A 26,373-nucleotide genomic window follows, 5' to 3' on the forward strand; every position below is an offset into this window, starting at 1 on the left:
GTTTTGCGCTGGCCCTGGCTGCCCTTTCGGACACTGCGTGTGGCGAATGTCACGTTCGGGTCTTGACAGGGGTCTGCGCGCAGGACAAGGATAAGCGCTGATTACCACGTGGTAAACCTGCTGGTGAGAGACGTACATCGTCGTAAACCGATGGGTTTCCCCACCCGCGTGTGATGCCTCAGCGAAGAGGAGTCCTTGATGGTCGTTCTCCGGCGGCTGCTGTACTCGCAGAAGGCGGCGCCCTACCTGTTCATCGCGCCGTTCGTGATCACGCTGCTCGCCTTCTGGCTGCTCCCGCTCGCACGCACCTTCCTGCTGAGCACCCAGGAGGTGGTGTTCGGGCAGGCCGCCTTCATCGGTCTCGACAACTACCAGCGGCTCTGGGAGGACCGGCTCTTCTGGAAGGCGATGTTCAACAGCGCCCGCTACATGGTGCTGACCATCGCCCTCCTGATCCCGATCCCACTGGTGCTGGCCGCGCTCATCAACTCCAAGATCGGCAGCGACCGCGTCAAGGCGGTCTTCAAGGCCTCGATGTTCGTGCCGGCGCTGACCTCCGTCGTCGTCGCCGGGATCATCTTCCGGCTGATGTTCGCCGAGACCGGCACCGGACTGATGAACCAGATCGTCGGGCTGTTCGGTCTCGACCCGGTCCGGTGGCTTCGCATCGACACGGGCGGGCTGATCGCCCTGCTGGCACTGGCGATGTGGCGCTGGACCGGCGTCAACATCCTCTACTTCCTCGCCGGCATGCAGTCCATCCCCGAGGAGTACTACGAGGCCGCGACCATCGACGGGGCCAGCAGGCTGCAGCAGTTCTTCCACATCACCCTGCCCAACCTGAAGCCGACCATCGTCTACGTCACCACCATCAGCGTGTACGGCGGCCTGGCGATGTTCCTGGAGAGCTTCATGCTCTACCGCGGCAACGCCTCGCCCAACGACCAGGGACTAACCGTGATCGGCTACCTCTACCGGCGGGGGATCGAGCAGAACGATCTGGGCTTCGCCTCCGCGGTCGGTGTCGTGCTCGTCGTGGTCATCATGGCCATCAACCTCACGTTCCTCACGCTCAGCGGAACCTTCAAGAAGGAGCACGCGTCTTGAGTGCCGAGCCGGTCACCCGCACGAGGATCCAGCTGCCGTACTGGCTGCACGGCTCCGTCCAGACCGCGCTGCTGCTGGTGCTGACGCTGGTCGTGCTCGCTCCGTTGCTGATCATGTTCGTCGCGACGTTCCAGGACGGCAACGACGTCATCCGGAGGGGACTCTCCCTCGACGTCGATCTCGGCTCGCTGTCCCTGGACAACTACGTGATGCTCTTCACCGACTCCGGGCCGTACTTCCGGTGGTTCGCGAACTCGATCCTGCTCACCGTCGTACAGGTGGCCGGGACGCTGCTGGTCAGCTCGTTCGTCGCCTACGGCTTCGCGGTCTACGAGTTCAAGGGCAAGACCGCGCTGTTCATCGCCGTGCTGCTGCTCATGGCCGTGCCGTTCGAGATCATGATGCTCCCGCTGTACGTGCTGGTGAACGACGTCGGCCTGGACGACTCCTACTCGGTGATCGTGCTGCCGTTCCTGGCAGCCACGGTGACGATCTTCTACTTCCGGCAGTACTTCCTCGGCATCCCGAAGGATCTGCTCGAGGCGGGCCGGATGGACGGCGCCACGGAGTTCGGCATCTTCTTCAAGATCGTGGTGCCGGTGGCGAAACCGGCGTTCGCGGCGATGGCCATCCTCAACGGGATGATCATCTGGAACAACTTCCTCTGGCCGCTGCTGGTGCTGCGCTCGGAGTCGAAGTTCACCCTTCCGATCGGGCTCAACACCCTGCTCACCCCGCACGAGAACAACTACGAGCTGCTGATCATCGGATCTCTGTTCTCGCTCCTTCCCGTCCTGGTGCTCTTCCTGCTGTTCCAGCGGTTCTTCGTCGCTGGAATGACGGCCGGGGCGCTCAAGGGCTGACCCCTTGCACAACCTCACAGATGGAGAGAAACCATGACGACAACGCGGAGAATCACCTCCCTCCTCGCCGCAGGACTCGCCGCGACGCTCGCACTGAGCGCCTGCGGCGGCTCCGAGGAGGAAGGCGGACCTGACGCAGAGGGCCGCACCAGCATCGACATGTGGGTGTTCGCCGAGCTGCACGGCACCTACTACGAGGCGATGGCCGACGCGTGGAACGAGCAGAACCCCGACAAGGAGATCAAGCTCGACGTGACGGTCTTCCCGTACGACGAGATGCACAACAAGCTCCAGCTGGCGGTGAACTCCGGCAAGGGGCTCCCGGACGTCGTGGACATCGAGGTGAACAAGTTCTCGAACTTCGTCACCGAGGACGGGCGTACGCCGCTGGCGGACCTGTCCGAGGCCGCCGAGCCATACCAGGAGGACATCGTGCAGGCCCGGATGGACCTGTACAACCGGGAGGGGAAGCAGCTCGGCTACCCGACTCACGTCGGGGCCCAGGTGGCCTTCTACAACGTCCCGTTGATGGAGAAGGCCGGGGTCGACTACAAGACCATCGAGACCTGGGACGACTTCAAGGAGGCCGGCGCCAAGTACAACAAGGAGACCGGCAAGGCGTTCGGCATCGCCAGCACCGACACCAACATCGTGCAGCCGCTGATCATGGCGCAGCTCGGGGGCAACCTGTTCGACGAGGACGGCAACGTCACCGTGAACAGCCCGGAGGTCGTGGAGGCGGTCGGGATGCTGCAGGAGATGCAGAAGGCCGGAGCGCTCTCGACCATCCCGGGCGGGAGCCCGGACATCGAGGAGGCCTACGGCCCCATCAACGACGGCGAGTACGCGGCCGTCGTCTACCCGGCCTGGTACACCTCCCGGTTCGTCGACTACATGCCCGACCTTGCCGGTGACATCGCGATCGCACCGGCGCCGGTCATCGAGGGCGGTGAGGTTGCCACGATCGGTGGCGGCGGCACCGGCACCGCGGTGATCGACAGCTCCCCGGACAAGGACTTCGCCATGGAGTGGCTCGCCTTCGCGAAGCTGTCGCCGGAGGCCAACGTCGCCGTCTGGGAGGAGCTCGGCTTCGACCCGGTGAACATGTCGGTGTGGGAGGACAAGGAGGTCACCCACAACCCGGAGAACAAGTTCAACAAGTACTTCCGGACCAACCTCTTCGACGTGCTCAACGAGGTCAAGGGCGACATCGGCCACTTCGAGTCCTTCGCCGACCCGAACCTGCCCAAGGTCGACGAGGTGTTCACGACCAGTACGTACAACCAGGTCTTCGGGGACGGCGTCCCGGCCAAGCAGGCGCTGGACCAGGCGCAGGCCGACCTGGAGAACCAGCTCAAGTAGCTGCGAAGGGTTCCGGGCGCCGGCGTGTCGCCGGCGCCCGGGACGCCGCTGCCCAGACCAGAGAGAGGAACCCATGGAGAACGGCAAGCTGACGATCGATCCGGCGTTCACCGTCGCCCCCGTCAACAGGAGGATCTTCGGATCGTTCGTGGAGCACATGGGTCGATGTGTCTACGGCGGCATCTTCGAGCCGGGGCACCCGACGGCGGACGACGACGGCCTGCGCGGGGACGTACTGGATCTCGTACGCGAGCTCGGGGTGACCGCTGTCCGTTACCCCGGGGGCAACTTCGTCTCCGGCTACAAGTGGGAGGACGGAGTGGGCCCGCGCGACCAGCGGCCGACCCGCCTGGACCCCGCGTGGCGGACCATCGAGACCAACGCGTTCGGCCTCAACGAGTTCATGACCTGGGCGAGGAGGGCCGGCATCGAGCCCATCATGGCGGTGAACCTCGGGACGCGCGGTCTGGCGGAGGCGCTCGAGCTGCTGGAGTACGCCAACCACCCTGGCGGCACCGAGCTGTCCGACCGGCGTATCTCGGACGGCGCCACGGATGCGCACGACATCCGGATGTGGTGTCTCGGCAATGAGATGGACGGCCCCTGGCAGCTGGGCCACAAGACGGCCGAGGAGTACGGCCGCCTGGCCAAGGAGGTGGCCGGAGGAATGCGCCAGTACGACGCCGACCTCGAGCTGGTCGCCTGCGGGAGCTCGGGCCGCTCGATGCCGACCTTCGGTGCGTGGGAGGCGACGGTGCTCGAGCACAGCTACGACGTCGTCGACTTCGTCTCGGCGCATGCCTACTACGAGCTGGAGGGCGATGACGTCGCAAGCTTCCTCGCCTCGTCGGTCGACATGGACCTCTTCATCCGGGAGGTCGTCGCGACCGCCGACCACATCGGGGCGAAGCTCTCGTCGCCGAAGCGGATCAACATCTCCTTCGACGAATGGAACGTCTGGTACCTGAAGAAGTTCCAGGAGGAGGGCGCCCCGAAGGAGTGGACCTTCGCCCCTCGGCTCAGCGAGGACGCCTACACGGCGCTCGACGCCGTCGTCGTCGGCTCCCTGCTCATCACGCTGCTCAAGCACAGCGACCGGGTGACCGCCGCCTGCCAGGCCCAGCTGGTCAACACCATCGGCTCGATCAGGTGCGAGCCCGGCGGGCCGGCATGGCGGCAGTCGATCTTCCACCCGTTCGCGCTGACCGCCCGGTTCGCGCAGGGGGAGGTGCTCGAGCCGCGGGTGGTCGCCCCGACGATGGCGACCGCCAAGCACGGTGACGTCACCGTCCTCGACGCCGTGGCGACCCACGATCGGGAGAACGGCCGCGTGGCGGTGTTCGTCGTCAACCGGCATCCGTCGGAGGCCATGGCCTTCTCCACCGACGTGCGCTACTTCGGCGACGTGGAGCTGGTCGAGGCGACGGTGATGGGTGGCGAGGACCTGTTCGCCGTGAACAGCATGGAGGATCCCGACCGGGTGGTGCCGAAGACGTTCGACTCGGCGAAGGTCGTGGGTAGCGCGCTCGAGGCCGAGCTTCCTCCGGCCTCGTGGAGCATGTTCGTCCTGCAGACGTCCTGATACAGCCGTCGCCCGGGGTCCCGGGCAGCAGGGAATGTTTCGCGGTCGTCGCGGCGTTCATCCGACATGACCATCCTCCTCGAACGCCCTATGGAGAACGTGTCGCCGATGGGCGCCCCGATGCTCACGCGCGTACCCTGGGACGTGATGAGCGACAACAACGATGAGACGAGCGAGGGAGTAACCGCGCGGAGCGCGGAGGTCGACCTGGCCACCGAGACGCCCGAGGAGCGCGCGCTGCGCTTCGAGCGGGACGCGCTGCCCTTCCTCGACCAGCTCTACTCGGCCGCGATGCGGATGACCCGCAACCCGTCCGACGCTGAGGACCTGGTGCAGGAGACGTTCGCGAAGGCGTACTCCTCCTTCCACCAGTTCAAGCCCGGCACGAACCTGAAGGCCTGGCTCTACCGCATCCTCACCAACACCTTCATCAACACCTACCGCAAGAAACAGCGGCAGCCGCAGCAGTCGATGTCCGAGGACGTCGAGGACTGGCAGCTCGCGCGGGCCGAGTCACACACCTCGACCGGTCTGAAGTCTGCGGAGATGGAGGCCCTCGAGCACCTGCCCGACTCGCAGGTCAAGGACGCCCTGCAGCGTCTTCCGGAGGAGTTCCGGCTCGCTGTCTACCTCGCCGACGTCGAGGGATTCGCCTACAAGGAGATCGCCGAGATCATGGAAACCCCGATCGGCACCGTGATGTCGCGGCTGCACCGCGGCCGGCGCCAGCTGCGCGATCTTCTCTCCGACTACGTACGCACCAACGACCTCACCGGCGCTCGTGGAGGTGCGTCATGAGTGCCCACAAACACGACGCATCTCCCAGCGACTGCGCGGACTTCCTCGAGCAGATCGTCTTCCTGATCGACAACGAGCTCGCCGAGGCCGACGCCGACCAGGTCAAGCTCCACCTGCAGAGCTGCAACCCGTGCCTGGAGACCTACGACCAGCAGCGCATCGTCAAGGCGGTCGTCGCGCGCTCGTGCACCGAGGTCGCTCCGGGTGATCTGCGCGCCAAGATCATGGTCCAGATCCAGGAGCTCCGTACGAGGTCGTGAAACGGCCACAGACGCGACGAGAGCCCCAGCCGAATCGGCTGGGGCTCTTGCGCGTCTTGACAGTTCTGACCCGTGAGGGGTCAGCGGTCAGGCGTTGGGGCGCTTGCCGTGGTTCGCGCCCTTCTTGCGGCGCGCGCGGCGCTTGCGACCGGTCTTGCCCATGATGATCTCCTCCATTGGGGTACGTGGACCCCGAGGGGCCTCGAGACAGTCTCTCAAAGCCAGGTGCGTGAGAGCCAATTCAGGTCAGGTAGGCGCGGTTGGAGATCTTCAGCGCCGCGACCACGACCAGCAGCAGGTCGCCGCGGATCTGTGGGGTGTCGTTGCTGAGCGCGAGCTGGATGTAGAGGGCCCGCAGGAACGCCTCGGCGTTGCCGGTGAGCAGGAACGGGTCGCGGTCGGGTGTCTCCGGGGTGGCGGTCGCGACGGTGACGATCCGGTTGATCCACGGCTCCATGATGTTGAGCGGGACCAGGTTGCGGCGCAGCACGGACATCGTGGCCGCAGCCAGCCGGTCGGGTTCGCCGTGGGCGTAGATGGTGTCCCCGCGGGCCAGCACCCGGTCGGCGACGACGTCGAGGATCACCGTCAGCTCTGGCTTGCCGAGATGCTCGGAGGCGGCCAGGGTGCCCAGCGCGTCGGCCCCGCGAGCGACCGCGTGCGCCCAGCCGCGCTCGGGGACGAAGGCGCGCAGATCACGCTCGCGCAGCAGCCAGGTGGCGATCCGGTCGCCCCACTCCAGCACCTTCTCCGCAGGCACCAGCGAGCGGGCGTTGTCGCGGGCGATGCACTCGGCCAGAGCCTCGACCGAGGAGGCCCGGCGGAAGACGCCGTTGTTGCCGGAGTCACCGAGCCCGACCACGAGGCCGGCGGCCATCCCGTCGCCCAGGCCCGCGAGCAGGTCGTCGTAGACACCGCGCTGGATCCACGTCGACAGGGCCGGCACGGCCAGCCCGCTGCGTACGTCCGGGTCGGGGTCGCCGAGCATCCGGGTGAGCTCGATGGTGAGATCGCCCAGGGGCCGGTCCGTGGGTACGGCGAGACCGGTCGAGTGAACCTCCCGCCAGTACGCCTCCGACATGGGGAACATCCTGCCAAACCCCGCCGCGCGTGGACATCCGACCCGCGCAATGCCCTACCAAGGTCTACATCTACGCTGTGCCCGTGCCCACCCTGAGTGAGCTTGCCCAGAACCACACCGACCTCGACAGCGAGGATGTCGGGTGGCTTCAGCTGCTCATGGCCGACTGGCAGATCCTGGCCGACCTGTCCTTCGCCGACCTGGTCCTGTGGCTGCCGGACAAGTCGGGCAACGGCTTTTGGGCGGCCGGTCAGATGCGCCCCACGACGGGCCCGACGGCCTACGTCGACGACATCGTCGGCATGTTCGTGCCGAAGGGCCGCCACGCCACCCTCGACAACGCCGTCGACGCCGGCCGACTCGTGCGCGAGGGCGACCCGGAGTGGCGTGACGACCTCCCGGTGCGGGTCGAGACCATCCCCGTACGCCGGGCCGGCCGCATCATCGCGGTGCTGAGCCGCAACACCAACCTGCTGGGCGTACGTACGCCGTCCAAGCTCGAGCTGACCTACCTGCAGACCGCGGCCGACCTGACCCAGATGATCGCCAACGGCTACTTCCCGGCGGTCGGCCAGCGCAGCGACCACACCGACACCCCGCGGGTGGGCGACGGGTTCGTGCGGGTGGACGCCGACGGGGTCGTCGACTACGCCAGCCCCAACGCCCTCTCGGTCTTCCGCCGACTGGGCCTCTCCGGCGACCTGGCGGGCCAGTCGCTGGCCGGGATGACCCGTGCGCTGGTGCCGCCGCGCAAGCGCCCCGACGAGGAGACGCTGAGCGCGGTGCTCGGCGGGCGGGCCCACCGTGACACCGAGATCGACACCGGGGTGATGGCGATCATCATGCGCTCGATCCCGCTGCGGCCGCGCGGCGAGGCGATCGGTGCGCTGGTGCTGCTGCGCGACGTCACCGACCTGCGTCGACGTGACCGCGAGCTCGTCACCAAGGACGCGACCATCCGCGAGATCCACCATCGGGTGAAGAACAATCTACAAACCGTGGCCGCGCTGCTGCGGATGCAGTCGCGCCGGGTCGACTCCGGGGTGGCTCAGGACGCACTGAACGAGGCTGTACGGCGTGTCGGATCGATCGCGCTGGTCCACGAGATCCTCTCGCAGCAGGCGGTCGAGGAGACCGTCGAGTTCGACGAGATCGCCGACCGGCTCGCCTCCATGGTCGGAGAGGTCACCTCGGTCGGCGTCGCGGTGCGGGTGCGCCGTGAGGGCTCGTTCGGGTCGCTGCCCTCGGAGGTGGCCACGCCGATGGCGATGGTCGTCACCGAGCTGCTGCAGAACGCAGTCGAGCACGGCTACCGCGGCAGCGGTCCCGGTGATCCCGAGACGGGCACGATCGTGATGTCCGTACGACAACAACCCGCCGGGCATCTCCAGGTGACCATCGAGGACGACGGTCATGGACTACCCGACGGGTTCAGTCTCGAGACCTCGACCAACCTGGGGCTGTCGATCGTCAAGACTCTCGTCGAAGGTGAGCTCGGTGGCCGGCTCTCGTTGGGGCCCCGGCCTGACGGCCATGGGGCGAGAGCTTCGGTAGAGCTGCCGTTGGAACTTTAGGTGGATCTCTAGGGGTGTGTGGCCTCTAGGGGTTGGTCAGACGGCGGTGCGGACACGGGAGCGGGCGTTGCGGCGCTTCAGCGCACGACGCTCGTCCTCGCTCAGTCCACCCCACACGCCGTGGTCCTGACCGGCCTCAAGAGCCCACTGAAGACACTGCTCCCGGACGTCGCAACGCCGGCAGACCTGCTTGGCTTCCTCGATCTGGAGGATGGCCGGACCGGTGTTTCCGATGGGGAAGAACAGTTCCGGGTCTTCATCGAGACAAGCCGAACGGTGGCGCCAATCCATGGCTGGGTAGACCCTCTTTCTGACGTAGGATGGGCAAGGCCCTGGTGCTGCGAGACCCTGCGAGTGGGCACGTGGCGGGGATGTGTGAATGTCTTCACGTGCGTGCTGTCTCTAGAGTTCCAAGAAATGGACGCCGAAACAACCCCTAACCAGTGTCTGGTTCGTCACCGGACCGTAACACTCAGTCTTCCTGTGGCTAGACATTTCGGTAACGCGGTGAGTTACCCGCAAATCGGGTGGTGTATGCTCTCGCCGATTTTCTGAGCCTTGGCCCGGGATCTAGGCTGCTGAGGTGACCGCGCCGCATCGCCCCTGGACTCTTCTGCTGACCGTGGTCGCTGCGGGCGTGGAGGCCGCGGCGATGCTGTTGTGGGGCGCGATGGAGTTCGTACGCATCCCCGACGCCGCCTCGCTCACCACCGCGATCGCGGGTGGGCTGTTCTTCCTCCTCTGTGCCGCCGGGATCGGCTGGTGCGCCGCCATGTTCTGGCGCCTGGAGTCCTGGTCGCGTGCGCCGCTCGTGCTCGTCCAGCTGATCGTGCTCGGCCTGGCGTGGAACCTGCGTGAGGACCTCGCCGTCGCGGGCGGGCTCGCGCTGCTCGCGGTCGTCGCCCTCGTCGGCGTCTTCGCGCCGCCGAGCATCGCCGCGCTCGAGGAGCGCTAGGGCCTAGTCCTCCTCCAGCGCCTTGCGGAGCTGCTTGAGCGAGCGGTTGAGCAGCCGGGAGACCTGCATCTGCGAGACGCCCAGCTCGCCGGCGATCTCGGTCTGGGTCTTGTTGCGGAAGAACTTCAGCATCAGCACCTGCTTCTCGTGCGCGGAGAGGCTGTCGAGCACCGGCTTGATCGACTCCCGCACCTCGACGTCGTCGAGGCGCAGGTCGTGGGCGGTCAGAGAATCGAGCATCGGCGCGGTCTCGTCGCTCTCGGAGTCGAGCGACAGCGCTGCGTACGCGTTGCTGGACTCCAGTCCCTCGACGACGGTCTCCAGGCTGACGCCGAGGCGGGTGGCGAGGTCGCGGGCCGTGGGGGAGCGGCCGAGCTCCTGGGAGAGCTCGGCAGTCGCGTCGCGCAGGTTCTGCTGCAGGTCGCGCAGGCGGCGGGGGACGCTGACGGCCCACCGGCTGTCGCGGAAGTAGCGCTTGATCTCGCCGAGGATCGTCGGCACGGCGTAGGTCGAGAACTCCACGTCGCGGGCGAGGTCGTAGCGGTCCACGGCGTTGAGGAGGCCGACCACGCCGACCTGGACGAGGTCCTCGTGCGGCTCACCGCGACCGTAGAACTGAGAGGCGCAGTACTCCACCAGCGCCATGTTGAGGTGAACCAGCTCCTCGCGCGCCGCGGTGCGCTCGGCGTCGCTCAGGTCGGTGCCGGCGAGCGTCGTGAAGAGCTCGCGGGAGCGTGCGCGAGCGTCCTCGACCTCGCTCGTGCTCCTGGACCTCGACGACCGAATCGTCTCCTGCGCCATGTCAGCGCGCGGCTCCAAGCGGGGTCGCTCCCGCGACCAGCGAAATCCTGAGCTGGTCGCCGTCGGGGGTGGCGGTGACCTCCCGGGCCAGCGTGGTGAGCACCTGCCAGGCGAAGCTCTCCTCGTCGATCTCGGCCTCGGCCTCGCAGGTCGTGGTCACGGTGACCCCGATCGTGTCCTCGCCGAGATCGAAGACGACGTCCAGGTGGGCGTCATCCGCGGCGCACTCCAGACAGATCGCGGCTGCCTCGCTGATCGCCATCCGCAGGTCCTCGATGTCCTCCAGGGTGAAGTCGAGGCGCGCGGCGAGCGCGGCGGTGGTCGTACGCAGCACGGAGACGTAGGCACCTTCTGCGGGAAGGCGCAGCTCGACCTGGGGCATCTGGGTTGTCAGTCCTTCGTGTTGGCTTGCGCCTGATTATGCAACGAGATCTGGTGCGTCGTGCCGGAAACGCACCGCAGCCGCTCCGGGAACGGAGCGGCTGCGGCGTACGGCTGATTCTCGAGGAGGCTCAGGCCTTCTTGGTCGCCCAGAAGATCTCGGCGATCTCGTCGATCTTGGCGAGGAGCTTGTCGGCGGTCTCCAGGTCGAGGGTGCCCTTGGTGCCGGCGGCGCCGGCGAGCTTGGTGGCCTCGTTGACGAGGGTGTGGAGCTGGGGGTAGGCCTCGAAGTGCGGGGGCTTGAAGTAGTCGGTCCACAGCACCCACAGGTGCTCCTTGACCAGGTTGGAGCGCTGTTCCTTGATGATGATGGCGCGGGTGCGGAAGTCGGGGTCGTCGCTGTCCAGGGCCTTGGCGATGACCGCCTTGACGGACTCGGCCTCGATGCGGGCCTGGGCGGGGTCGTAGACGCCGCAGGGCAGGTCGCAGTGGGCCGAGACCTCGATGGTGGGAGCGAAAAGTCGCGCGAACATGCGGGTCCTCTCAAAGAGTGTTCATGTGTCCTACGGATTGCGACACTACTCCGCATGGAAGACATCGCGGCCAGGGCACCCCGACACACCTGGGGGATGGCGAAGGTCGTCGGGGTCTCGATGGAGCCGACGCTGCAGGCTGGGGACCGGTTGTGGGTCGCCTACGGACGTACGCCGGTGCCGGGCCGCGTGGTCGTCGCCCGGCTCGCCGACGGGGCGGTCGTCGTGAAGCGGGCGGTGGAGCGGCGTACGACCGCCTCCGGTCGCTCCGGGTGGTGGCTGCTCTCGGACAATCCGGGCGCCCCGGGGGTGGTCGACTCGCGTCACCGGGGGCCCGTCGCGGACGACGACGTGCTCGGCGTCGTGGTGGCCCGGCTCTGGCCGCGCCCGCGTGTCCTGGGCGAGACTCTGCACGAGGGCTCCAGATGAGGGCTTCGTCACCTGTAGGAAACATCAACCGCTTCCTCCGGTAGCCTGTGGGAAACTGCCATCCGGGCAACACATCCCTGTAGATGGCGCCTTGCGCGGCTCCACCCTTCGGCTCGCGTTCGACCGCCCGACGTCCGAGTCCGTAGTTTTCTGGAGGCCCCCCAAATGACCGAGTCCACCCTGTCCACCGAGACCACCGCCTATGACGGCGACCCGGTGTTCGAGCTCCACCGCGGCGGCAAGATGGCGATCGCGGCGACCGCATCGGTCTCCGACAAGGCTTCGCTGTCGATGGCCTACACCCCCGGTGTCGCCCGGGTGTGCACCGCGATCGCCGAACAGCCCGAGCTGGCCCACACCTACACCTGGGTGCCCAACACCGTCGCGGTCGTGACCGACGGCACCGCCGTGCTCGGCCTGGGTGACATCGGCCCCGCCGCGGCGATGCCGGTGATGGAGGGCAAGGCGGTGCTGTTCAAGGAGTTCGGCGGCGTCGACTCGATCCCGATCTGCCTGGACACCACCGACGTCGACGAGATCGTCGAGACCGTCATCCGGATGGCGCCCTCGTTCGGTGGGATCAACCTGGAGGACATCTCCGCGCCGCGCTGCTTCGAGATCGAGGACCGCCTCAAGGAGGCGCTCGACATCCCGGTCTTCCACGACGACCAGCACGGCACCGCCGTGGTCACGCTGGCCGCGCTGATGAACGCGCTGAAGCTGACCGGCCGCAACCCGGAGTCGACCCGCGTGGTCATCTCCGGCGCCGGTGCCGCCGGCGTCGCGGTCGCCAAGATCCTGCTCGAGTTCGGCATCAAGGACCTCGCGCTGCTCGACCGCAAGGGCGTCATCTCCTCCACCCGCTCCGACCTGACCGCGTCGAAGAAGGCGATCGCCGAGGTGACCGCCGACGTCACCGGCCGCACCGGCTCGCTGGCTGAGGCGCTCGCCGGCGCCGACGTCTACGTCGGGGTCTCCGGCGGAACGGTGCCCGAGGAGCTCGTCGCGACCATGGCCGACCAGGCGATCGTCTTCGCGATGGCCAACCCGAACCCCGAGATCCACCCCGACGTGGCGCACAAGTACGCCAGCATCGTCGCCACCGGTCGCTCGGACTTCCCGAACCAGATCAACAACGTCCTCGCCTTCCCCGGCATCTTCCGGGGCGCGATCGACGTGCACGCCTCCTCGATCACCGAGGGCATGAAGCTGGCCGCTGCCCAGGCGCTGGCGGCGCTGGTCGGCGATGAGCTGTCCGCGGACAAGATCATCCCGGAGCCGTTCGACCCGCGCGTCGGTCCCGCCGTCTCCGCCGCGGTCGCCGAGGCTGCTCGGGTCGACGGGGTCGCCCGCAGGTAGCCGACCCGGCTCGTTCTGACCCACACGATCGCCGAGTCGGCTCGTTCCAACGGGCCGACTCGGCGATCGGCGCTGTCAGGATGAGCCGAGTCGGCCGGTTTGGACGTACGGTTGCGCCGGCTCGGCGGGTCGGTAGGGTCGGGCGCATGTTCGCTGCGTACGCCGAGAAGTTCTCATCCGACGACCCGATCTCCGGCCTCGTGCTGGGGGAGCGGCCCGAGCCGGTCGCGCCCGACGGGTGGACGACGGTCACCGTCAAGGCCGCCTCGCTCAACCACCACGACCTGTGGTCCCTGCAGGGGGTCGGGCTCAAGGCCGAGGCGCTGCCGATGATCCTCGGCTGCGACGCGGCCGGGCTCGACGAGGACGGCAACGAGGTCGTGGTCCACTCGGTGATCTCCTCGCCCGACTGGACCGGAGACGAGACCCTCGACCCGAAGCGGTCGCTGCTCTCCGAGCGTCACCAGGGCACCTTCGCCGAGAAGGTGATCGTGCCGCGTCGCAACGTGGTGGCCAAGCCCGCCGGCATGTCGTTCGAGGAGGCTGCGTGCCTGCCGACGGCATGGCTGACGGCCTACCGGATGCTGTTCACCCAGGGTGGGCTCAAGGCTGGTGACTCGGTGCTGGTGCAGGGCGCCGGCGGCGGCGTGGCGACCGCGGCGATCACGCTCGCGCGGGCGGCCGGTCTCAAGGTCTACGCCACCTCGCGTGACGAGGCGAAGCAGAAGCGCGCCCTCGAGCTCGGTGCCCACGAGGCACTGGCCTCGGGGGAGCGGCTGCCGGTCAAGGTCGACGCCGTGATCGAGACCGTCGGGCGGGCGACCTGGACGCACTCGGTGCGCTCGCTGCGGCCGGGCGGCTCGATCATCATCAGCGGCACCACGTCGGGTCCGAACCTCGACGACGCGCTGCTGACGAACATCTTCTTCCTGCAGCTCAAGGTGATCGGCTCCACGATGGGCACCCGCAACGAGCTGGCGAGCCTGGTCTCGCTGCTCGAGGCCACCGGCACCCGACCGCTGATCGACCGCACCATGCCGCTGACCGAGGCCAAGGCCGGCTTCGAGGCGATGCACGCCGGTGATCTCTTCGGGAAGGTCGTCTTCACGCTGTGACCAGGAACCGACACCGGCCGTGACGCCGGCTGTGTGACGTACGGAATATCGTTCGACTCCCCGGGGTTCAGCAAGGGACCATTGAGTGTCACTGCCGGGGGGCTCGAAAAGTTTCTCGTGGCGTGATGTCGAAATCGGCCTCGCCCGTTCGATCTATGTATGAGAGCGGGTGGCACCGGGCCCCTGCGTACGACCCGAGGAACTCGTCATGACTGCTGCCGTCACAACGTCACATCGTCCACTCGACGGTGAGAAGCGGCGTACGCCTGCCGTCATCACCCTGCTCGTGCTGGCCACCTTCGTGGTGATCCTCAACGAGACGATCATGCTCAACGCGATCCCGAACCTGATGAACAGCTTCGGGGTCACCGAGCATGCCGCTCAGTGGGTCTCGACCGCGTTCATGCTGACCATGGCCTCGGTGATCCCGGTGACCGGCTGGTTCCTGCAGCGGGTGACGACCCGGACGGCGTACGCCACCGCCATGGGGGTCTTCATCGCCGGCACCGTGCTCTCGGCGATCGCGCCGGTCTTCGGGATCCTGCTCGCCGGCCGGGTCATCCAGGCCGCCGGCACCGCGGTGATGATGCCGCTGCTCATGACCACGCTGATGACGGTGGTCGACGAGAGCGACCGCGGCCGGGTGATGGGCAACGTCACCATGGCCATCTCGGTCGCGCCGGCCCTCGGGCCGACGCTCTCCGGCCTGATCCTGGGCTTCGGCTCGTGGCGGCTGCTCTTCCTGCTGGTCCTGCCGATCGCCGTCGTCGTCGCCTGGTCCGGCCTGCGCCGCCTGGAGAACGTCAACGAGCCCGCGGAGTCGAGCGTCGACTGGGCCTCCGTGGTCATCGCCGCGCTCGGTTTCGGTTCGCTCGTCTACGGACTGAGCCGGTTCGCCGAGGGTGAGGTCGGGCTTCCGCTGCTCATCGCGGCCGCCGGCGCGGTGCTGATCCTCGGGTTCGTGCTCCGTCAGCTCCGGCTGCAGCGCGTCGGCTCGCCGCTCCTGGACCTGCGCGCCTTCCTGCACTCGACCTTCACCAAGTCGCTGGTCCTGATGGCGATCGCGTTCCTGGCGATGATGGGCTCGATGATCCTGCTGCCGCTCTACCTGCAGACCGTGCGCGGGCTCTCGCCGCTCTACACCGGTCTTCTGGTGATGCCGGGCGGTCTCGCGATGGGTCTGCTCGGGCCGACCGTGGGACGGATCTTCGACACGTACGGTGGCCGGGTGCTCGTCATCCCGGGCTCCATCGGCATCGTCGCCGCCCTCGCCGGTCTCTCGCAGATCTCGCTGACCACGCCCTACTGGTTCGTGCTGGTGCTCCACCTGGTCCTGATGGTCAGCCTCGCCGCGGCCTTCACCCCGGTCTTCACGCTGGGTCTCGGGTCTCTGCCGTCCCACCTCTACTCCCACGGCTCCTCGATCCTGGGCACGCTCCAGCAGGTCGCGGCCGCGTTCGGCACCGCCCTGGCGGTCACCGTGATGTCCGTACGCAGCGACCAGGTCGTCGACGAGGTCGGCGCGGTCGCGGCCCAGGTGAGCGGCCTGCAGGCCGCGTTCCTCGTCAGCGCCGCGCTGGCTCTGATCGTCGTCGTGATGGCCATCCTGCTGCCTGCTCGGGCCGAAGGACACGAGGAGTCTGCTGACGGGGCCGCTGAGGAGCCTGCCGCGGATCTCGACGCCGAGCTCGCTGAGCTGTGCGAGCACGGGCGCGAGCCTGCGGTCTGCGGCTGCTGAGGCGTGGGCGGCGGTCGTATGCCTCTGTAGGAATACCCGGTTAACCGGGTATTCCTACGGCTCCGAGCGCCACTGGTAGACCCCGACCAGCAACATCCTCAGCTGCGTACGCACGGTGGCGATGATCTGCTCCTCCTGCTCGGGGCGGGTGGTGGCGAGGATCTGCTCCGCGGTGGCGACCAGGACCGTCACGAACAGCGACGAGAGCACGTGCAGGTCCTTGGCCGTCCACGTGTCGGTGCCGGTCATCAGAGCCAGGTCGGTGGCGAGCTCGCGCTCGCAGAGCTCGATCTCGCGCCGGATGGCCTCGCGCACCGAGCGCGGCCCGGCGACCCGCTCGCGGGCGATGAACCCGAAGTGGTTGCGGCGCCGGTGGACGTGGTCGACGAGGGCGTCGATCGAGCCGTCGACGATATCTTTGTCGGCCTGAGCGTTGCGGCGTACGTCGCGGAAGAGGTCGCGCAGCGAGTCGAAGGACTCCTCGACCAGGGCCAGCCCGAGCGACTCGATGGAGTCGAAGTGGCGGTAGAACGCGGTCGGCACGATGCCGACCTGCTTGGCGACCTGGCGCAGTGAGAGCGCGGTCAGCGAGCTGTCTGAGCACAGCTCCAGCGTCGCGTCCAGGATCGCTCGCCGGGTCCGGAGCTTGCGCTCCGCACGGCTCTCCGGCTCCGCACCCGTCTCGATCACCAGACCATCCTAGGGGCAGAGGCCGTCGAGGCGTCAGGTGCACACCTGTACACCGTGATCTGGACCACGTGCGTCGTGTCTTGACGCGGGTTGTGGTGACCCGCCATCGTTATCGGTGTACAGATGTTCACTGAAAGGCGAAACACATGGCACTCGACCTCGGCGGCCGGATCCTCCGCTCCCGCACGGTTGCGGCGCTCGCCTCCCCGCACGGCATCGACCGCTACCTGACCCAGATCAACCCGATGCTGGCCGCGCACGAGGTGCGGGCCCGCATCACCGACATCCACCCGGAGGTCAGCGCGCCCGGCGCGCCCCGGGTGGCGACCGTGACGCTCCAGCCCACCTCGACCTGGCGCGGTCACCGCGCCGGCCAGCACGTCAGTGTCGGCATCGACACGGGGGAGGGGCGGCGCACCACCCGCGTCTTCACCGTCTCCAACACCGAGGGCAAGGCCGGCGAGCCGCTCACCATCACGGTGCGTGCTCACGACGACGAGCACGCGACCCCCTACAGCATCTCCAAGTACCTGACCGAGCGCGCCACCGTCGGCACCCTGGTGCACCTGTCCCAGGCCGAGGGCGACTTCGTCCTTCCCGACCGCGTGCCCGAGCACATCGTCCTGATCTCGGGTGGCTCCGGCATCACCCCGGTGATGTCGATGCTGCGCTCCCTCCAGCGGCGTACGCACCGGGGCAAGGTCACCTTCCTGCACTGGGCGCCCAGCGCCGACCGCCAGATCTTCGCCGAGGAGCTCGAGGAGATCCGGCATCAGGGCCACGGCGTCGACCTGCACCTCCTCCACACCGCCGACGGGGCGCCCTACCTCTCCCCGGCGCTGCTCTCGAAGCTGGTCCCGGGATATCGGGACCTGCCGACGTGGGCCTGCGGGCCGGCGTCGCTCATCGAGGCGGCCCAGGCTGCGTACGCCGGCACCGAGTCGCTGAAGGTGGAGTACTTCAAGCCGCCGAAGACCGCCGGTGTGGCCGGCGGCGAGATGGAGTTCGCGCGCACCGGCAAGACCGTCGGCAACGACGGCGCCACGATCCTCGACCAGGCCGAGGCCGCGGGGCTGACCCCCGAGTCCGGCTGCCGGATGGGGATCTGCTTCTCCTGCACCACCAACAAGAGCTCCGGACGGGTCCGCAACATCCTGACCGGCGAGACCTCCGAGCTCCCCGACGAACAGATCCGGATCTGCGTGAGCACGCCCGAGGGCGACTGCTCCGTGGACCTCTGACGATTCCTCCAAGGAGACACCCCCATGACCACCGTTGAGAACACCGGCAACCGCCGCCTCTCCGCCGAGGAGCTCGAAGCCTTCGGCCAGGAGATGGACGCCATCCGCCAGCGGATCGTCGCCGACCTGGGCGAGAAGGACTCGGCGTACATCTATGACATCGTCAAGAAGCAGCGAGCCTTCGAGATCGCCGGCCGCGCGCTCTTCTACCTGCCCGTGATCGGCTGGGTCCCGGCCGTCGCCTGTCTGTCGATCTCCAAGATCCTCGACAACATGGAGATCGGGCACAACGTCATGCACGGCCAGTACGACTGGATGGGCGACCCCGACCTCAACTCGCGCATGTTCGAGTGGGACAACGTCTGCCCCTCCGACCAGTGGAAGTACTCCCACAACTACATCCACCACACCTTCACCAACGTCCTCGGCAAGGACCGCGACATCGGCTATGGCATCCTGCGGATGGACGAGGACCAGAAGTGGCACCCCTACTTCCTCGGCAACCCGGTCTACGCCTTCCTGCTGATGATCTTCTTCGAGTGGGGCGTCGCGATGCACGACCTCGAGGTCGAGAACCTCGTCGCGGGCAAGCGCACGTTCTCCGACAACGCCGAGCTGCACCGTGGCCTGATGAAGAAGGTCAAGCGTCAGGCACTGAAGGACTACGTCCTGTTCCCGCTGCTGACTGGTCCGCTCGCACCGTTGACGTTCCTCGGCAACGGTGTGGCTAACCTGGTACGCAACATCTGGGCGTTCAACATCATCTTCTGCGGCCACTTCCCGGCCGGCGTCGCCTCCTTCTCGCAGGAGGAGTGCGAGAACGAGACCCAGGGTCACTGGTACTACCGCCAGCTCCTCGGCTCGGCCAACATCACCGGCGGCCGCATCTTCCACATCATGTCCGGCAACCTGTCCCACCAGATCGAGCACCACCTCTTCCCCGACCTGCCCGCACGCCGCTACCCGGAGATCGCCGAGGAGGTCCGCGAGATCTGCTCGCGCTATGGACTCGCCTACAACACCGGTCCGCTGCACAAGCAGCTGTGGGGCGTCTTCAAGAAGATCTGCCGGTACGCCCTCCCCGACCGCAAGCGCCCGGCTGCCGACGGTGTCGAGGCGACTCCCGCCCTCGAGGGGGTCGCGGCATGACGGATGACCGGCCACAATGGGTGGTCATGGCACCAGATCTGAGCAAGAACGAGATCCGCAAGGATGTCGCGCAGAGCGCCGTCGAGGTCACGGCCACCACCGTCGGACAGGTGGCGGTCATCATCACCGGCGCCGTACGTGACGTGGCCGGCGCCATCGGCGGCCTGGCCACCGAGCTGTTCGAGCTCCGCGCCGCGGCCAAGCGAGCCGAACAAGACCACGCCGAATAGGTAGTTCTGGCGGCCGAGTCTGCAGTTGTGGGCGACGAAACTCCAGTTTCGTCGCCCACAACTGATTTCTCGTCCGCCAGAACTACGGACTCGGCCGGGCGTCAGTCCTCGGGGTCGTCGAGGCGGGCCAGCCAGGTGGCGAGCCGCTCGATCGCCGTCTCGTGCTCGGGGTGTACGTCGACGAAGGCCTGGAGCTGCTCGGCCAGCCAGGCGAGGGTGACCTCCTCGTCGCCCCGACGGGTGACGAGCTCCTCGATGCCGCGGTCGGTGAAGTACATGGGCTCAGTCTTTCATTCTGCGTTCAGCGGTGAGTCGGAGGCCGGGCCGCCGGACAGGCCGCGCACGACCATGCCGAGGGTGACGTTGATGAGCTGGTCGCGCTCGGCGTCGGGGCAGACACGGTAGGGGCCGTCGATGAACAGGACCGCGAGACCGTGGACCGTGGACCAGGCCGCCGTCTCGGCGTTCGGGCGGAGCTCGGAGGCCAGCCAGCCGGCCTCGACCAGGTCGTCGAGGGCCGTGGTCAGGAAGGCGTACGGCGGGGCCTCTGCGAGGATCGCGGACATCTCCTCGTGGGGGTGCTCCTCGCCGGTGTGGGGGCGCAGGAACGCGGTGCGGAAGAGACCGGGCTGGGCGAGTGCGAAGTGGACGTAGCCCCGGCCTGCTGCGGCGAGGCGCTGCACGGCGGCCTCGGCCGGGTGTGAAGCCGGCTTCTCGGCGGCCAGGAGGTCGAGGATCGTCGCGGCCAGCCGGTCCATGGCCTCGTGCTTGGCGGCGTGGAGCAGGTCGGCCTGGTTGGCGAAGTGGCGGTAGGTCGCGGTCGGGGTCACCCCGACCGCCCGTGCCGCGGCGCGGATGGTCACCGCGTCCGGGCCGCCCTCCTCGGCGAGTGCCGCGGCCGCCTCGACCAGTGCGTTGCGGAGGTCGCCGTGATGGTAGGGCCGGGTGGCCTCGTCCGAGCTCTCTGAGGATTTCACGGAATTCATGTTGACACCTGCCCACATCGAAGGGAAAGTTAACACCTACAAAGTTTACGCCTGCACACATTCCTCTGGAGGAATCATGTTCCACCGACTCGGCACCCTTGTGGTGCGAAATCCGCGCCGGGTCCTGGTGATCGGCCTGATCGCCCTCCTCGGCGCGATCTACCTGGCCACCTCGGCCTTCGGCAAGCTCGACGACGCCGGCTTCGACGACCCCGCCTCGGAGAGCAGCCGCGCGGCCACCGCGCTGGAGGAGGGCTTCGGCAACGAGGCCGGCTTCCTCCTGACCGTCAGCGCCGACGCCGGCAAGGTGACGGAGGGTGCCGCCGCGAAGGACGCCCAGGCGCTCGTCGACCGCCTCCGAGCCGACGACGACCTGACCGACGTCGTCTCCTACCTCGATGCGCCCGGGCCGGGCATGGTCTCGGACGACGGCGCCCACGGGCTGATCTCGGTCGGTGCCAAGGACCCCGACGGCATCGACGCCGCCGCGGTGATCGATCGCTACACCGACGACACCACGAGTGACGGCGCCACGACCGTCCACGTCGGTGGCCAGCTCGCGATCTTCGAGGAGGTCGGCACCCAGATCGGCGCCGACCTCGGTCTCGCCGAGGCGATCGCGATCCCCCTGATGATCGCGCTGCTGGTCCTCGCCTTCGGCAACGTCGTCGCTGCCTTCGTGACGATCGGGGTCGGCGGGTTCGCCATCGCCGGCACCTTCGCGGAGCTGTCGGTGCTCGGCAACTTCACCGACGTCTCGATCTACGCCCTCAACCTGACGACGGGCCTCGGCCTGGGCCTGGCGGTGGACTACGGCCTGCTGATGGTGGCAAGGGTCCGTGAGGAGCGGGCCGCCGGGGTGAGCCACGCCGACGCGGTCGTCCGCGCGGTGGAGACGGCCGGCCGGACCATCGTCTTCAGCGCCACCACGGTCGCCGTCTCACTGGCCTCGCTGCTCGTCTTCCCGCTCTACTTCCTGCGCTCCTCGGCGTACGCCGGGATCGGGGTCATGGTCATCACCGCCGTCGTCGCGGTGGTGCTGCTCCCCGCCACGATCACCCTCCTCGGCGACCGGATCGACGCCCTCCGCGTCCCGGGTGTGCGTGGTCTCCGCGGTGGTGCGGCTCCGTTCTGGACCCGCCTGGCCGGCTTCGTCACCCGGCGGCCCTGGGTCGCGCTCCCCGTCGTGGCCGTACTGCTCGCGATGGCCGCGCCCCTGGCGGGCATCGAGTTCGGCACTCCCGACGACAGGGTCCTGCAGACGTCCGCCGGGAGCCGCCAGGCCGGCGACCTGCTCCGTGACGAGTTCGGCGGCGACGGCACCAGCCCCATCCGCGTGGTGACCACCTCGACCGTCGACGACGAGAGCCTGGCGACGTACGCCGCCGACCTCTCGCTGGTCGACGACGTCGACCGCGTCGACACCCGCGTCGGGACGTACGCCGAGGGTGCGCTCGTCTCGGAGACCCCGGCCCTTCCGCCGGGCGACGGCGCGGACGAGCTCGCCGTCGTCAACCAGCTCGATCGCCAGTCCGAGGAGGCACGTGACCTGGTCCGTGACGTACGCGCCGTCCCGACGCCGGAGGGAACGACGGCGCTCGTCGGTGGTGGCGCCGCGGAGCTGCTGGACTCCTTGGACGCGATCGGCGCGAAGCTGCCGTACGCCGTCGGCGGGCTCGCGATCGCGATGGTGGTGATCCTGTTCCTGTTCACCGGCAGCCTGATCCAGCCGCTACGGGCGCTGGTGCTCAACGTCATCGGCCTGGGAGCGACCGTCGGCACGACCGTGGTGATCTTCCAGGAGGGTCTGGGCGCCGATCTCCTCGGCTTCACCGCGATGCCGCTCAACGTCTCGATGGTCGTGCTGCTGCTGGTCATCGCGTTCGGGCTGTCGATGGACTACGAGGTGTTCGTGCTCGGCCGGATCACCGAGATGCGCCGGCGCGGCCTGGGCAACGTCGACGCGGTCGTGCAGGGGCTGGCCCACACCGGTCGGATCGTCACCACGGCCGCCGCCCTGATCGCGACCAGCTTCTTCGCCTTCATGGTCAGCGAGGTCAGCTTCATGAAGTTCTTCGGGCTCGGCGTCGGGCTGGCGATCCTCATCGACGCGGTCCTGATCCGCGGCGTCCTCCTGCCCGCCGCCATGCGGATGCTCGGCGAGGCCGCCTGGTGGGCGCCGCGCCCGCTGCGCCGCCTGCACCGCAAGGTCGGGCTCAGCGAGGAGCCGGTCCCGGTCCCCGTCTGAGCAAAAACCACGCCGAGTCGGCGCGTTAGAACGCGCCGACTCGGCGTTGGGTTGATCCGGGGATCAGGCGAAGGCGCGCTCGATGAGCTCCTTCTGCTCGACCGTGTGCCGCTTGATGGTGCCGACGGCGGTGGTGGAGGAGGCCGGGCGGGTGATCGGCTCGACCTCGCGACCCAGCTCGGGAACCACGTTGAGGTAGTAGCTCGGCCACGGGCCCTGGTTGTAGGGCTCGTCCTGGACCCACTTGACCTTGGCGTCGGGGTACTTCGCGAGCTCGGCGGCGAGCTGCTCGGTCGGCCACGGGTAGAGCTGCTCGACGCGGATGATCGCGACGTCCTCGCGGCTCCGCTTCTTGCGCTCGACGGCGAGGTCCCAGGTCAGGCGGCCGGAGACGACCAGCACGGTCTTGACCTTCGAGGCGTCCGCCTCGGAGTCGCCGATGACCGGCTGGAACGAGCCCGAGGTGAAGTCGGCCGGCTGCGAGGCGGCCTCCTTGCGGCGCAGCATCGACTTCGGGGTGAAGACGATCAGCGGACGGTGCTCGGCACCGAGCGTGTGCGTACGCAGCAGGTGGAAGTAGGACGCGGGGGTCGACGGCTGAGCCACCACCATGGCCTCGTCGGCGCACAGGGTGAGGAACCGCTCGATGCGCGCCGAGGAGTGGTCGGCGCCCTGGCCCTCGTAGCCGTGCGGCAGCAGCAGCACGACGCCGGAGTCCTGGCCCCACTTGGTCTTGCCGGCCGAGATGTACTCGTCGATCACCGACTGGGCGCCGTTGACGAAGTCACCGAACTGCGCCTCCCAGATGACCAGAGCCTCGGGACGCGCGACCGAGTAGCCGTACTCGAAGCCGAGGGCGGCGTACTCGGAGAGCAGCGAGTCGTAGACGTAGAACTTCGCCTGCTCCTCGGTCAGGTTGTTGAGCGGGGTCCACTCATCGGCGTTCTTGCGGTCGATGATGGTCGCGAAGCGCGAGGCGAAGGTGCCGCGTCGCGAGTCCTGACCGGCCAGGCGCACCGGACGGCCGTCGAGCAGGAGCGAACCGAAGGCGAGGATCTCGCCGGTGCCCCAGTCGATGTTGCCCTCGGTGATCGCGGTGGCACGACGCTGCAGCTGCGGCATCACCTTCGGGTGGACGGTGAAGCCCTCCGGCGGGGTGACGTACGCATCGGCGATCCGCTTCAGCACGTCGGTGGTGATCGCGGTGACGGTCTCGCCGGCAGGCTTCTCCGGGTAGTCCGGGACGGTCTCCCAGGCCTGCGGCATCTTGTCGGCCTCGCGGACCTCGGTGAAGACCTGCTCCAGGCGGGCCTGGTAGGCGGCCAGCACCTGCTCCGCCTCCTCGATCGTGATGTCACCACGACCGATCAGCGACTCGGTGTAGAGCTTGCGGACCGATCGCTTCTGCTCGATCAGGTCGTACATCATCGGCTGGGTGAACGACGGGTCGTCGCCCTCGTTGTGACCGCGACGGCGGTAGCAGATGAGGTCGATGACGACGTCCTTGTTGAACGCCTGGCGGTATTCGAAGGCGAGCCGCGCGACCCGCACGCAGGCCTCCGGGTCGTCGCCGTTCACGTGGAAGATCGGCGCCTGGACCATCCGCGCGACGTCGGTCGCGTAGAGCGAGGAGCGGGAGGAGCCCGGCGAGGTGGTGAACCCGACCTGGTTGTTGATGACCAGGTGGACGGTGCCACCGGTGCGGTAGCCACGCAGCTGGGACAGGTTGAGCGTCTCCGCGACCACACCCTGGCCGGCGAAGGCGGCGTCACCGTGGACCAGCAGCGGCAGGACCGGGAAGACCGCGCCCTGGTCGAGCACGTCCTGCTTGGCGCGGGCGATGCCCTCCAGGACCGGGTCTACGGTCTCGAGGTGGGACGGGTTCGCGGCCACGGAGACCTTGATCGTGTCGCCCAGGTCGGAGAGGAACTCGCCCTCGGCACCGAGGTGGTACTTCACGTCGCCGGAGCCCTGGACCGTGCGTGGGTCGATGTTGCCCTCGAACTCGCGGAAGATCTGGTTGTAGGACTTACCGACGATGTTGGCGAGCACGTTGAGGCGACCGCGGTGGGCCATACCGATCGTGACCTCGTCCAGACCGGCCTCGGCAGCGGCCTCGCATACCTCGTCGATGACCGGGATCGCGGTCTCGCCGCCCTCGAGGGAGAAGCGCTTCTGACCGACGAACTTCGTCTGCAGGAAGGTCTCGAAGGCCTCGGCCTCGTTGAGCTTCGACAGGATCCGGAGCTGCTCCTGGCGCGGGGTCTTGTCGTAGGGCCGCTCGACGCGGTCCTGGATCCACCGGCGCTGCTCGGGGTCCTGGATGTGCATGTACTCGATGCCGGTCGTGCGGACGTAGGAGTCACGCAGGACACCGAGGATCTCGCGCAGCTTCATGAACGGCTTGCGGCCGCCGGCGAAGGAGCCGACCGGGAACTCGCGGTCGAGGTCCCACAGGGTCAGCCCGTGCGACTCGATCTGCAGGTCGGGGTGCGAACGCTGCTTGTACTCCAGCGGGTCGGTGTCGGCCATCATGTGACCACGCACGCGGTGGGCGTGGATGATCTCGCCGACCTTGACCTGCTTGGAGATCTGGTCGTCGTGGGTGGTGTCGATGTCCTGGTTCCAGCGGATCGGCTCGTAGGGGATCCGCAGCGACGCGAAGATCTCGTCGTAGAAGTCGTTCTCGCCGAGCAGGAGCTTGTGCACGGTGGCCAGGAACTCACCCGACTGCGCGCCCTGGATGACCCGGTGGTCGTACGTCGAGGTCATCGTCATGATCCGCGAGACCGCGTTCTGGGCGAGCTTCGAGGGGGAGGCACCCTGGAACTCGGGCGGGTAGTCCATCGAGCCGACGCCGATGATCGCGGCCTGGCCCTGCATCAGCCGCGGCACCGAGTTGTTGGTGCCGATGCCGCCGACGTTGGTCAGGCTGACCGTGGTGCCGGAGTAGTCGGCCATGGACAGCTTGTTGTCCTTGGCCTTGCGGACGATGTCCTCGTAGGCGGTCCAGAAGCCGGCGAAGTCCATCAGCTCGCAGCCCTTGATGGACGGAGCGACGAGCTGGCGGGTGCCGTCCTTCTTCTGCTGGTCGATGGCCAGGCCGAGGTTGATGTGCGGCGGGGTGACCATCGTGGGCTTGCCGTCGATCTCGGCGTAGGTGTTGTTCATCGCCGGCATCGCCTTGATCGCCTTGATGATGGCGTAGCCGATGAGGTGGGTGAAGGAGACCTTGCCGCCGCGGGCGCGCTTGAGGTGGTTGTTGATGACGGTGCGGTTGTCCCACAGCAGCTTGACCGGCATGTTGCGCACGGAGGTCGCGGTCGGCACCGAGAGCGACACGTCCATGTTCTTGGCCGTGGCGGCGGGGATGCCGCGCAGCGTGGTGTAGGTCGGCTCGTCGGTGACGGCGACGGCGGTCGGCTTCGGGGCGTCCTTCGGGGTGGGCGTCGCGGTGCCCTTGGCCGGCTCGGCGGCCTGGGCGTCCGGGCGCGGCTTGGCCTTGGGGGCCGGAGCCGCCTTGGCGGCCGGCGCCTCGGTCGAGGCGGGGGTGGTCGGCGCGGGCGCGTTGGCCGGAGCGTCGGCCGGAGCGGTCGGGACCGGAGACTTGGCAGCAGGCGTGGCCGGGGCCGCGGTGGCCCCGTTCGGCGACGCGCCAGGCTGTCCGTTGGTCTCGAAGAACTTCACCCACACGGGGTCAACACTGCTCGGATCCTTCGTGTACTGGTCGTACATCTCCTCGACCAGCCACTCGTTGGCGCCGAATTCCGCGGGGATGTCGGCAGTGTTGGGGGACGGGGTGCCTGAGGACACGGCTTGATTCGCCTCTTCCGAATTTTCGCACTGTAAGAAATGGGTTGCCCACGGGCAAGGCTATCCCCACGAACACGC

The 26,373-nt window shown here is 68.0% G+C and carries 26 protein-coding genes; 16 read left to right on the top strand and 10 right to left on the bottom strand.

The genetic code is table 11. The features are described 5' to 3' along the window. Positions 1-198 precede the first annotated feature (198 nt). The 6 genes from OG984_RS27280 to rsrA all read left to right on the top strand — a co-directional run bounded on the left by OG984_RS27280 (position 199) and on the right by rsrA (position 5,972). The gene (locus OG984_RS27280; RefSeq protein WP_328529227.1) at positions 199-1,107 is read left to right on the top strand and encodes a carbohydrate ABC transporter permease; all 909 of its coding nucleotides are present in this window, start codon (positions 199-201) and stop codon (positions 1,105-1,107) included. Further along, positions 1,104-1,970: a carbohydrate ABC transporter permease gene (locus OG984_RS27285; RefSeq protein ID WP_328529228.1), complete on the top strand. Its 867-nt coding sequence runs from the start codon at positions 1,104-1,106 to the stop codon at positions 1,968-1,970. Before OG984_RS27280 ends, OG984_RS27285 begins: the two co-directional genes overlap by 4 nt. Positions 1,971-2,003: 33 nt before the next feature. Beyond that, on the top strand, positions 2,004-3,332 hold the full coding sequence (locus OG984_RS27290; RefSeq protein ID WP_328529229.1) for an ABC transporter substrate-binding protein: 1,329 nt from the start codon (positions 2,004-2,006) through the stop codon (positions 3,330-3,332). A 73-nt stretch (positions 3,333-3,405) separates the two neighbouring features. Further along, positions 3,406-4,914: an arabinosylfuranosidase ArfA gene (gene arfA / locus OG984_RS27295; RefSeq protein WP_328529230.1), complete on the top strand. Its 1,509-nt coding sequence runs from the start codon at positions 3,406-3,408 to the stop codon at positions 4,912-4,914. A gap of 90 nt (positions 4,915-5,004) precedes the next feature. After that, the gene (locus OG984_RS27300) at positions 5,005-5,712 is read left to right on the top strand and encodes a sigma-70 family RNA polymerase sigma factor (protein ID WP_442941017.1); all 708 of its coding nucleotides are present in this window, start codon (positions 5,005-5,007) and stop codon (positions 5,710-5,712) included. Next, on the top strand, positions 5,709-5,972 hold the full coding sequence (gene rsrA, locus OG984_RS27305; protein ID WP_328529232.1) for a mycothiol system anti-sigma-R factor: 264 nt from the start codon (positions 5,709-5,711) through the stop codon (positions 5,970-5,972). Before OG984_RS27300 ends, rsrA begins: the two co-directional genes overlap by 4 nt. Positions 5,973-6,059: 87 nt before the next feature. Here rsrA and OG984_RS29560 read toward each other — a convergent pair whose 3' ends face one another. Next, positions 6,060-6,134, bottom strand: a complete 75-nt coding sequence (locus OG984_RS29560; protein WP_369797015.1) for a 50S ribosomal protein bL37 — start codon at positions 6,132-6,134, stop codon at positions 6,060-6,062. Between the two features lie 79 nt (positions 6,135-6,213). After that, entirely contained in the window at positions 6,214-7,053 is an 840-nt protein-coding gene (locus tag OG984_RS27310; RefSeq protein ID WP_328529233.1) for a DUF2785 domain-containing protein, read from the bottom strand. An 83-nt stretch (positions 7,054-7,136) separates the two neighbouring features. Here OG984_RS27310 and OG984_RS27315 point away from each other — a divergent pair, with 83 nt between their 5' ends. After that, complete coding sequence (locus OG984_RS27315) at positions 7,137-8,627, top strand: sensor histidine kinase (protein WP_328529234.1); 1,491 nt, start codon at positions 7,137-7,139, stop codon at positions 8,625-8,627. 36 nt (positions 8,628-8,663) lie between these two features. On the opposite strand, the gene OG984_RS27320 is transcribed toward OG984_RS27315, so the two are convergent. Next, positions 8,664-8,918 (bottom strand): WhiB family transcriptional regulator, encoded by a 255-nt coding sequence (locus OG984_RS27320; protein WP_008362075.1) that lies wholly within the window; start codon positions 8,916-8,918, stop codon positions 8,664-8,666. A gap of 292 nt (positions 8,919-9,210) precedes the next feature. On the opposite strand from OG984_RS27320, the gene OG984_RS27325 reads away from it, so the two are divergent. Beyond that, positions 9,211-9,582, top strand: coding sequence for a hypothetical protein (locus OG984_RS27325; RefSeq protein WP_328529235.1), 372 nt, complete (start codon positions 9,211-9,213; stop codon positions 9,580-9,582). A gap of 3 nt (positions 9,583-9,585) precedes the next feature. On the opposite strand, the gene OG984_RS27330 is transcribed toward OG984_RS27325, so the two are convergent. From OG984_RS27330 to sodN, 3 genes are all read right to left on the bottom strand, one after another. Next, positions 9,586-10,383: a SigB/SigF/SigG family RNA polymerase sigma factor gene (locus OG984_RS27330; protein WP_328529236.1), complete on the bottom strand. Its 798-nt coding sequence runs from the start codon at positions 10,381-10,383 to the stop codon at positions 9,586-9,588. Between the two features lies 1 nt (position 10,384). Next, on the bottom strand, positions 10,385-10,765 hold the full coding sequence (locus OG984_RS27335) for an anti-sigma factor (protein ID WP_328529237.1): 381 nt from the start codon (positions 10,763-10,765) through the stop codon (positions 10,385-10,387). Positions 10,766-10,895: 130 nt separating this feature from the next. Continuing rightward, positions 10,896-11,297 carry a superoxide dismutase, Ni gene (gene sodN / locus OG984_RS27340; RefSeq protein WP_328529238.1) on the bottom strand — a complete coding sequence of 134 codons (402 nt, stop codon included), beginning with the start codon at positions 11,295-11,297 and terminating at the stop codon, positions 10,896-10,898. A 54-nt stretch (positions 11,298-11,351) separates the two neighbouring features. Between sodN and OG984_RS27345 the strand changes: the two genes are divergently transcribed. The 4 genes from OG984_RS27345 to OG984_RS27360 all read left to right on the top strand — a co-directional run bounded on the left by OG984_RS27345 (position 11,352) and on the right by OG984_RS27360 (position 15,938). Next, positions 11,352-11,726, top strand: coding sequence for a S24/S26 family peptidase (locus OG984_RS27345; RefSeq protein WP_328529239.1), 375 nt, complete (start codon positions 11,352-11,354; stop codon positions 11,724-11,726). A gap of 165 nt (positions 11,727-11,891) precedes the next feature. Then, positions 11,892-13,085, top strand: a complete 1,194-nt coding sequence (locus OG984_RS27350; protein ID WP_328529240.1) for an NAD(P)-dependent malic enzyme — start codon at positions 11,892-11,894, stop codon at positions 13,083-13,085. A 146-nt stretch (positions 13,086-13,231) separates the two neighbouring features. Then, positions 13,232-14,200, top strand: coding sequence for a zinc-binding dehydrogenase (locus OG984_RS27355; protein WP_328529241.1), 969 nt, complete (start codon positions 13,232-13,234; stop codon positions 14,198-14,200). 208 nt (positions 14,201-14,408) lie between these two features. Next, complete coding sequence (locus OG984_RS27360; RefSeq protein WP_328529242.1) at positions 14,409-15,938, top strand: MDR family MFS transporter; 1,530 nt, start codon at positions 14,409-14,411, stop codon at positions 15,936-15,938. Between the two features lie 54 nt (positions 15,939-15,992). On the opposite strand, the gene OG984_RS27365 is transcribed toward OG984_RS27360, so the two are convergent. After that, the gene (locus OG984_RS27365) at positions 15,993-16,628 is read right to left on the bottom strand and encodes a TetR family transcriptional regulator (protein WP_328529243.1); all 636 of its coding nucleotides are present in this window, start codon (positions 16,626-16,628) and stop codon (positions 15,993-15,995) included. 146 nt (positions 16,629-16,774) lie between these two features. Between OG984_RS27365 and OG984_RS27370 the strand changes: the two genes are divergently transcribed. From OG984_RS27370 to OG984_RS27380, 3 genes are read left to right on the top strand one after another with little or no spacing between them, the layout of a single operon-like run. Then, positions 16,775-17,869: a flavin reductase family protein gene (locus OG984_RS27370; RefSeq protein WP_328529244.1), complete on the top strand. Its 1,095-nt coding sequence runs from the start codon at positions 16,775-16,777 to the stop codon at positions 17,867-17,869. A gap of 24 nt (positions 17,870-17,893) precedes the next feature. Next, the gene (locus OG984_RS27375) at positions 17,894-19,018 is read left to right on the top strand and encodes a fatty acid desaturase family protein (protein WP_328529245.1); all 1,125 of its coding nucleotides are present in this window, start codon (positions 17,894-17,896) and stop codon (positions 19,016-19,018) included. A gap of 26 nt (positions 19,019-19,044) precedes the next feature. Beyond that, complete coding sequence (locus OG984_RS27380; RefSeq protein WP_328529246.1) at positions 19,045-19,248, top strand: hypothetical protein; 204 nt, start codon at positions 19,045-19,047, stop codon at positions 19,246-19,248. Positions 19,249-19,349: 101 nt separating this feature from the next. On the opposite strand, the gene OG984_RS27385 is transcribed toward OG984_RS27380, so the two are convergent. Together OG984_RS27385 and OG984_RS27390 are read right to left on the bottom strand one after the other, a co-directional pair. Then, on the bottom strand, positions 19,350-19,526 hold the full coding sequence (locus OG984_RS27385) for a DUF6104 family protein (protein ID WP_008362094.1): 177 nt from the start codon (positions 19,524-19,526) through the stop codon (positions 19,350-19,352). Between the two features lie 12 nt (positions 19,527-19,538). Further along, on the bottom strand, positions 19,539-20,225 hold the full coding sequence (locus OG984_RS27390; protein WP_328529247.1) for a TetR/AcrR family transcriptional regulator: 687 nt from the start codon (positions 20,223-20,225) through the stop codon (positions 19,539-19,541). A gap of 85 nt (positions 20,226-20,310) precedes the next feature. Between OG984_RS27390 and OG984_RS27395 the strand changes: the two genes are divergently transcribed. Next, positions 20,311-22,482 carry an MMPL family transporter gene (locus OG984_RS27395; protein ID WP_328529248.1) on the top strand — a complete coding sequence of 724 codons (2,172 nt, stop codon included), beginning with the start codon at positions 20,311-20,313 and terminating at the stop codon, positions 22,480-22,482. Between the two features lie 63 nt (positions 22,483-22,545). Here the strand turns inward: OG984_RS27395 and OG984_RS27400 are convergent, their stop codons facing one another. Continuing rightward, positions 22,546-26,295: a multifunctional oxoglutarate decarboxylase/oxoglutarate dehydrogenase thiamine pyrophosphate-binding subunit/dihydrolipoyllysine-residue succinyltransferase subunit gene (locus OG984_RS27400; RefSeq protein ID WP_328529249.1), complete on the bottom strand. Its 3,750-nt coding sequence runs from the start codon at positions 26,293-26,295 to the stop codon at positions 22,546-22,548. Positions 26,296-26,373: the final 78 nt, after the last annotated feature.

Origin of the sequence: Nocardioides sp. NBC_00368 (assembly GCF_036090055.1) — a bacterium.
In the GTDB taxonomy this organism is placed as follows: domain Bacteria; phylum Actinomycetota; class Actinomycetes; order Propionibacteriales; family Nocardioidaceae; genus Nocardioides.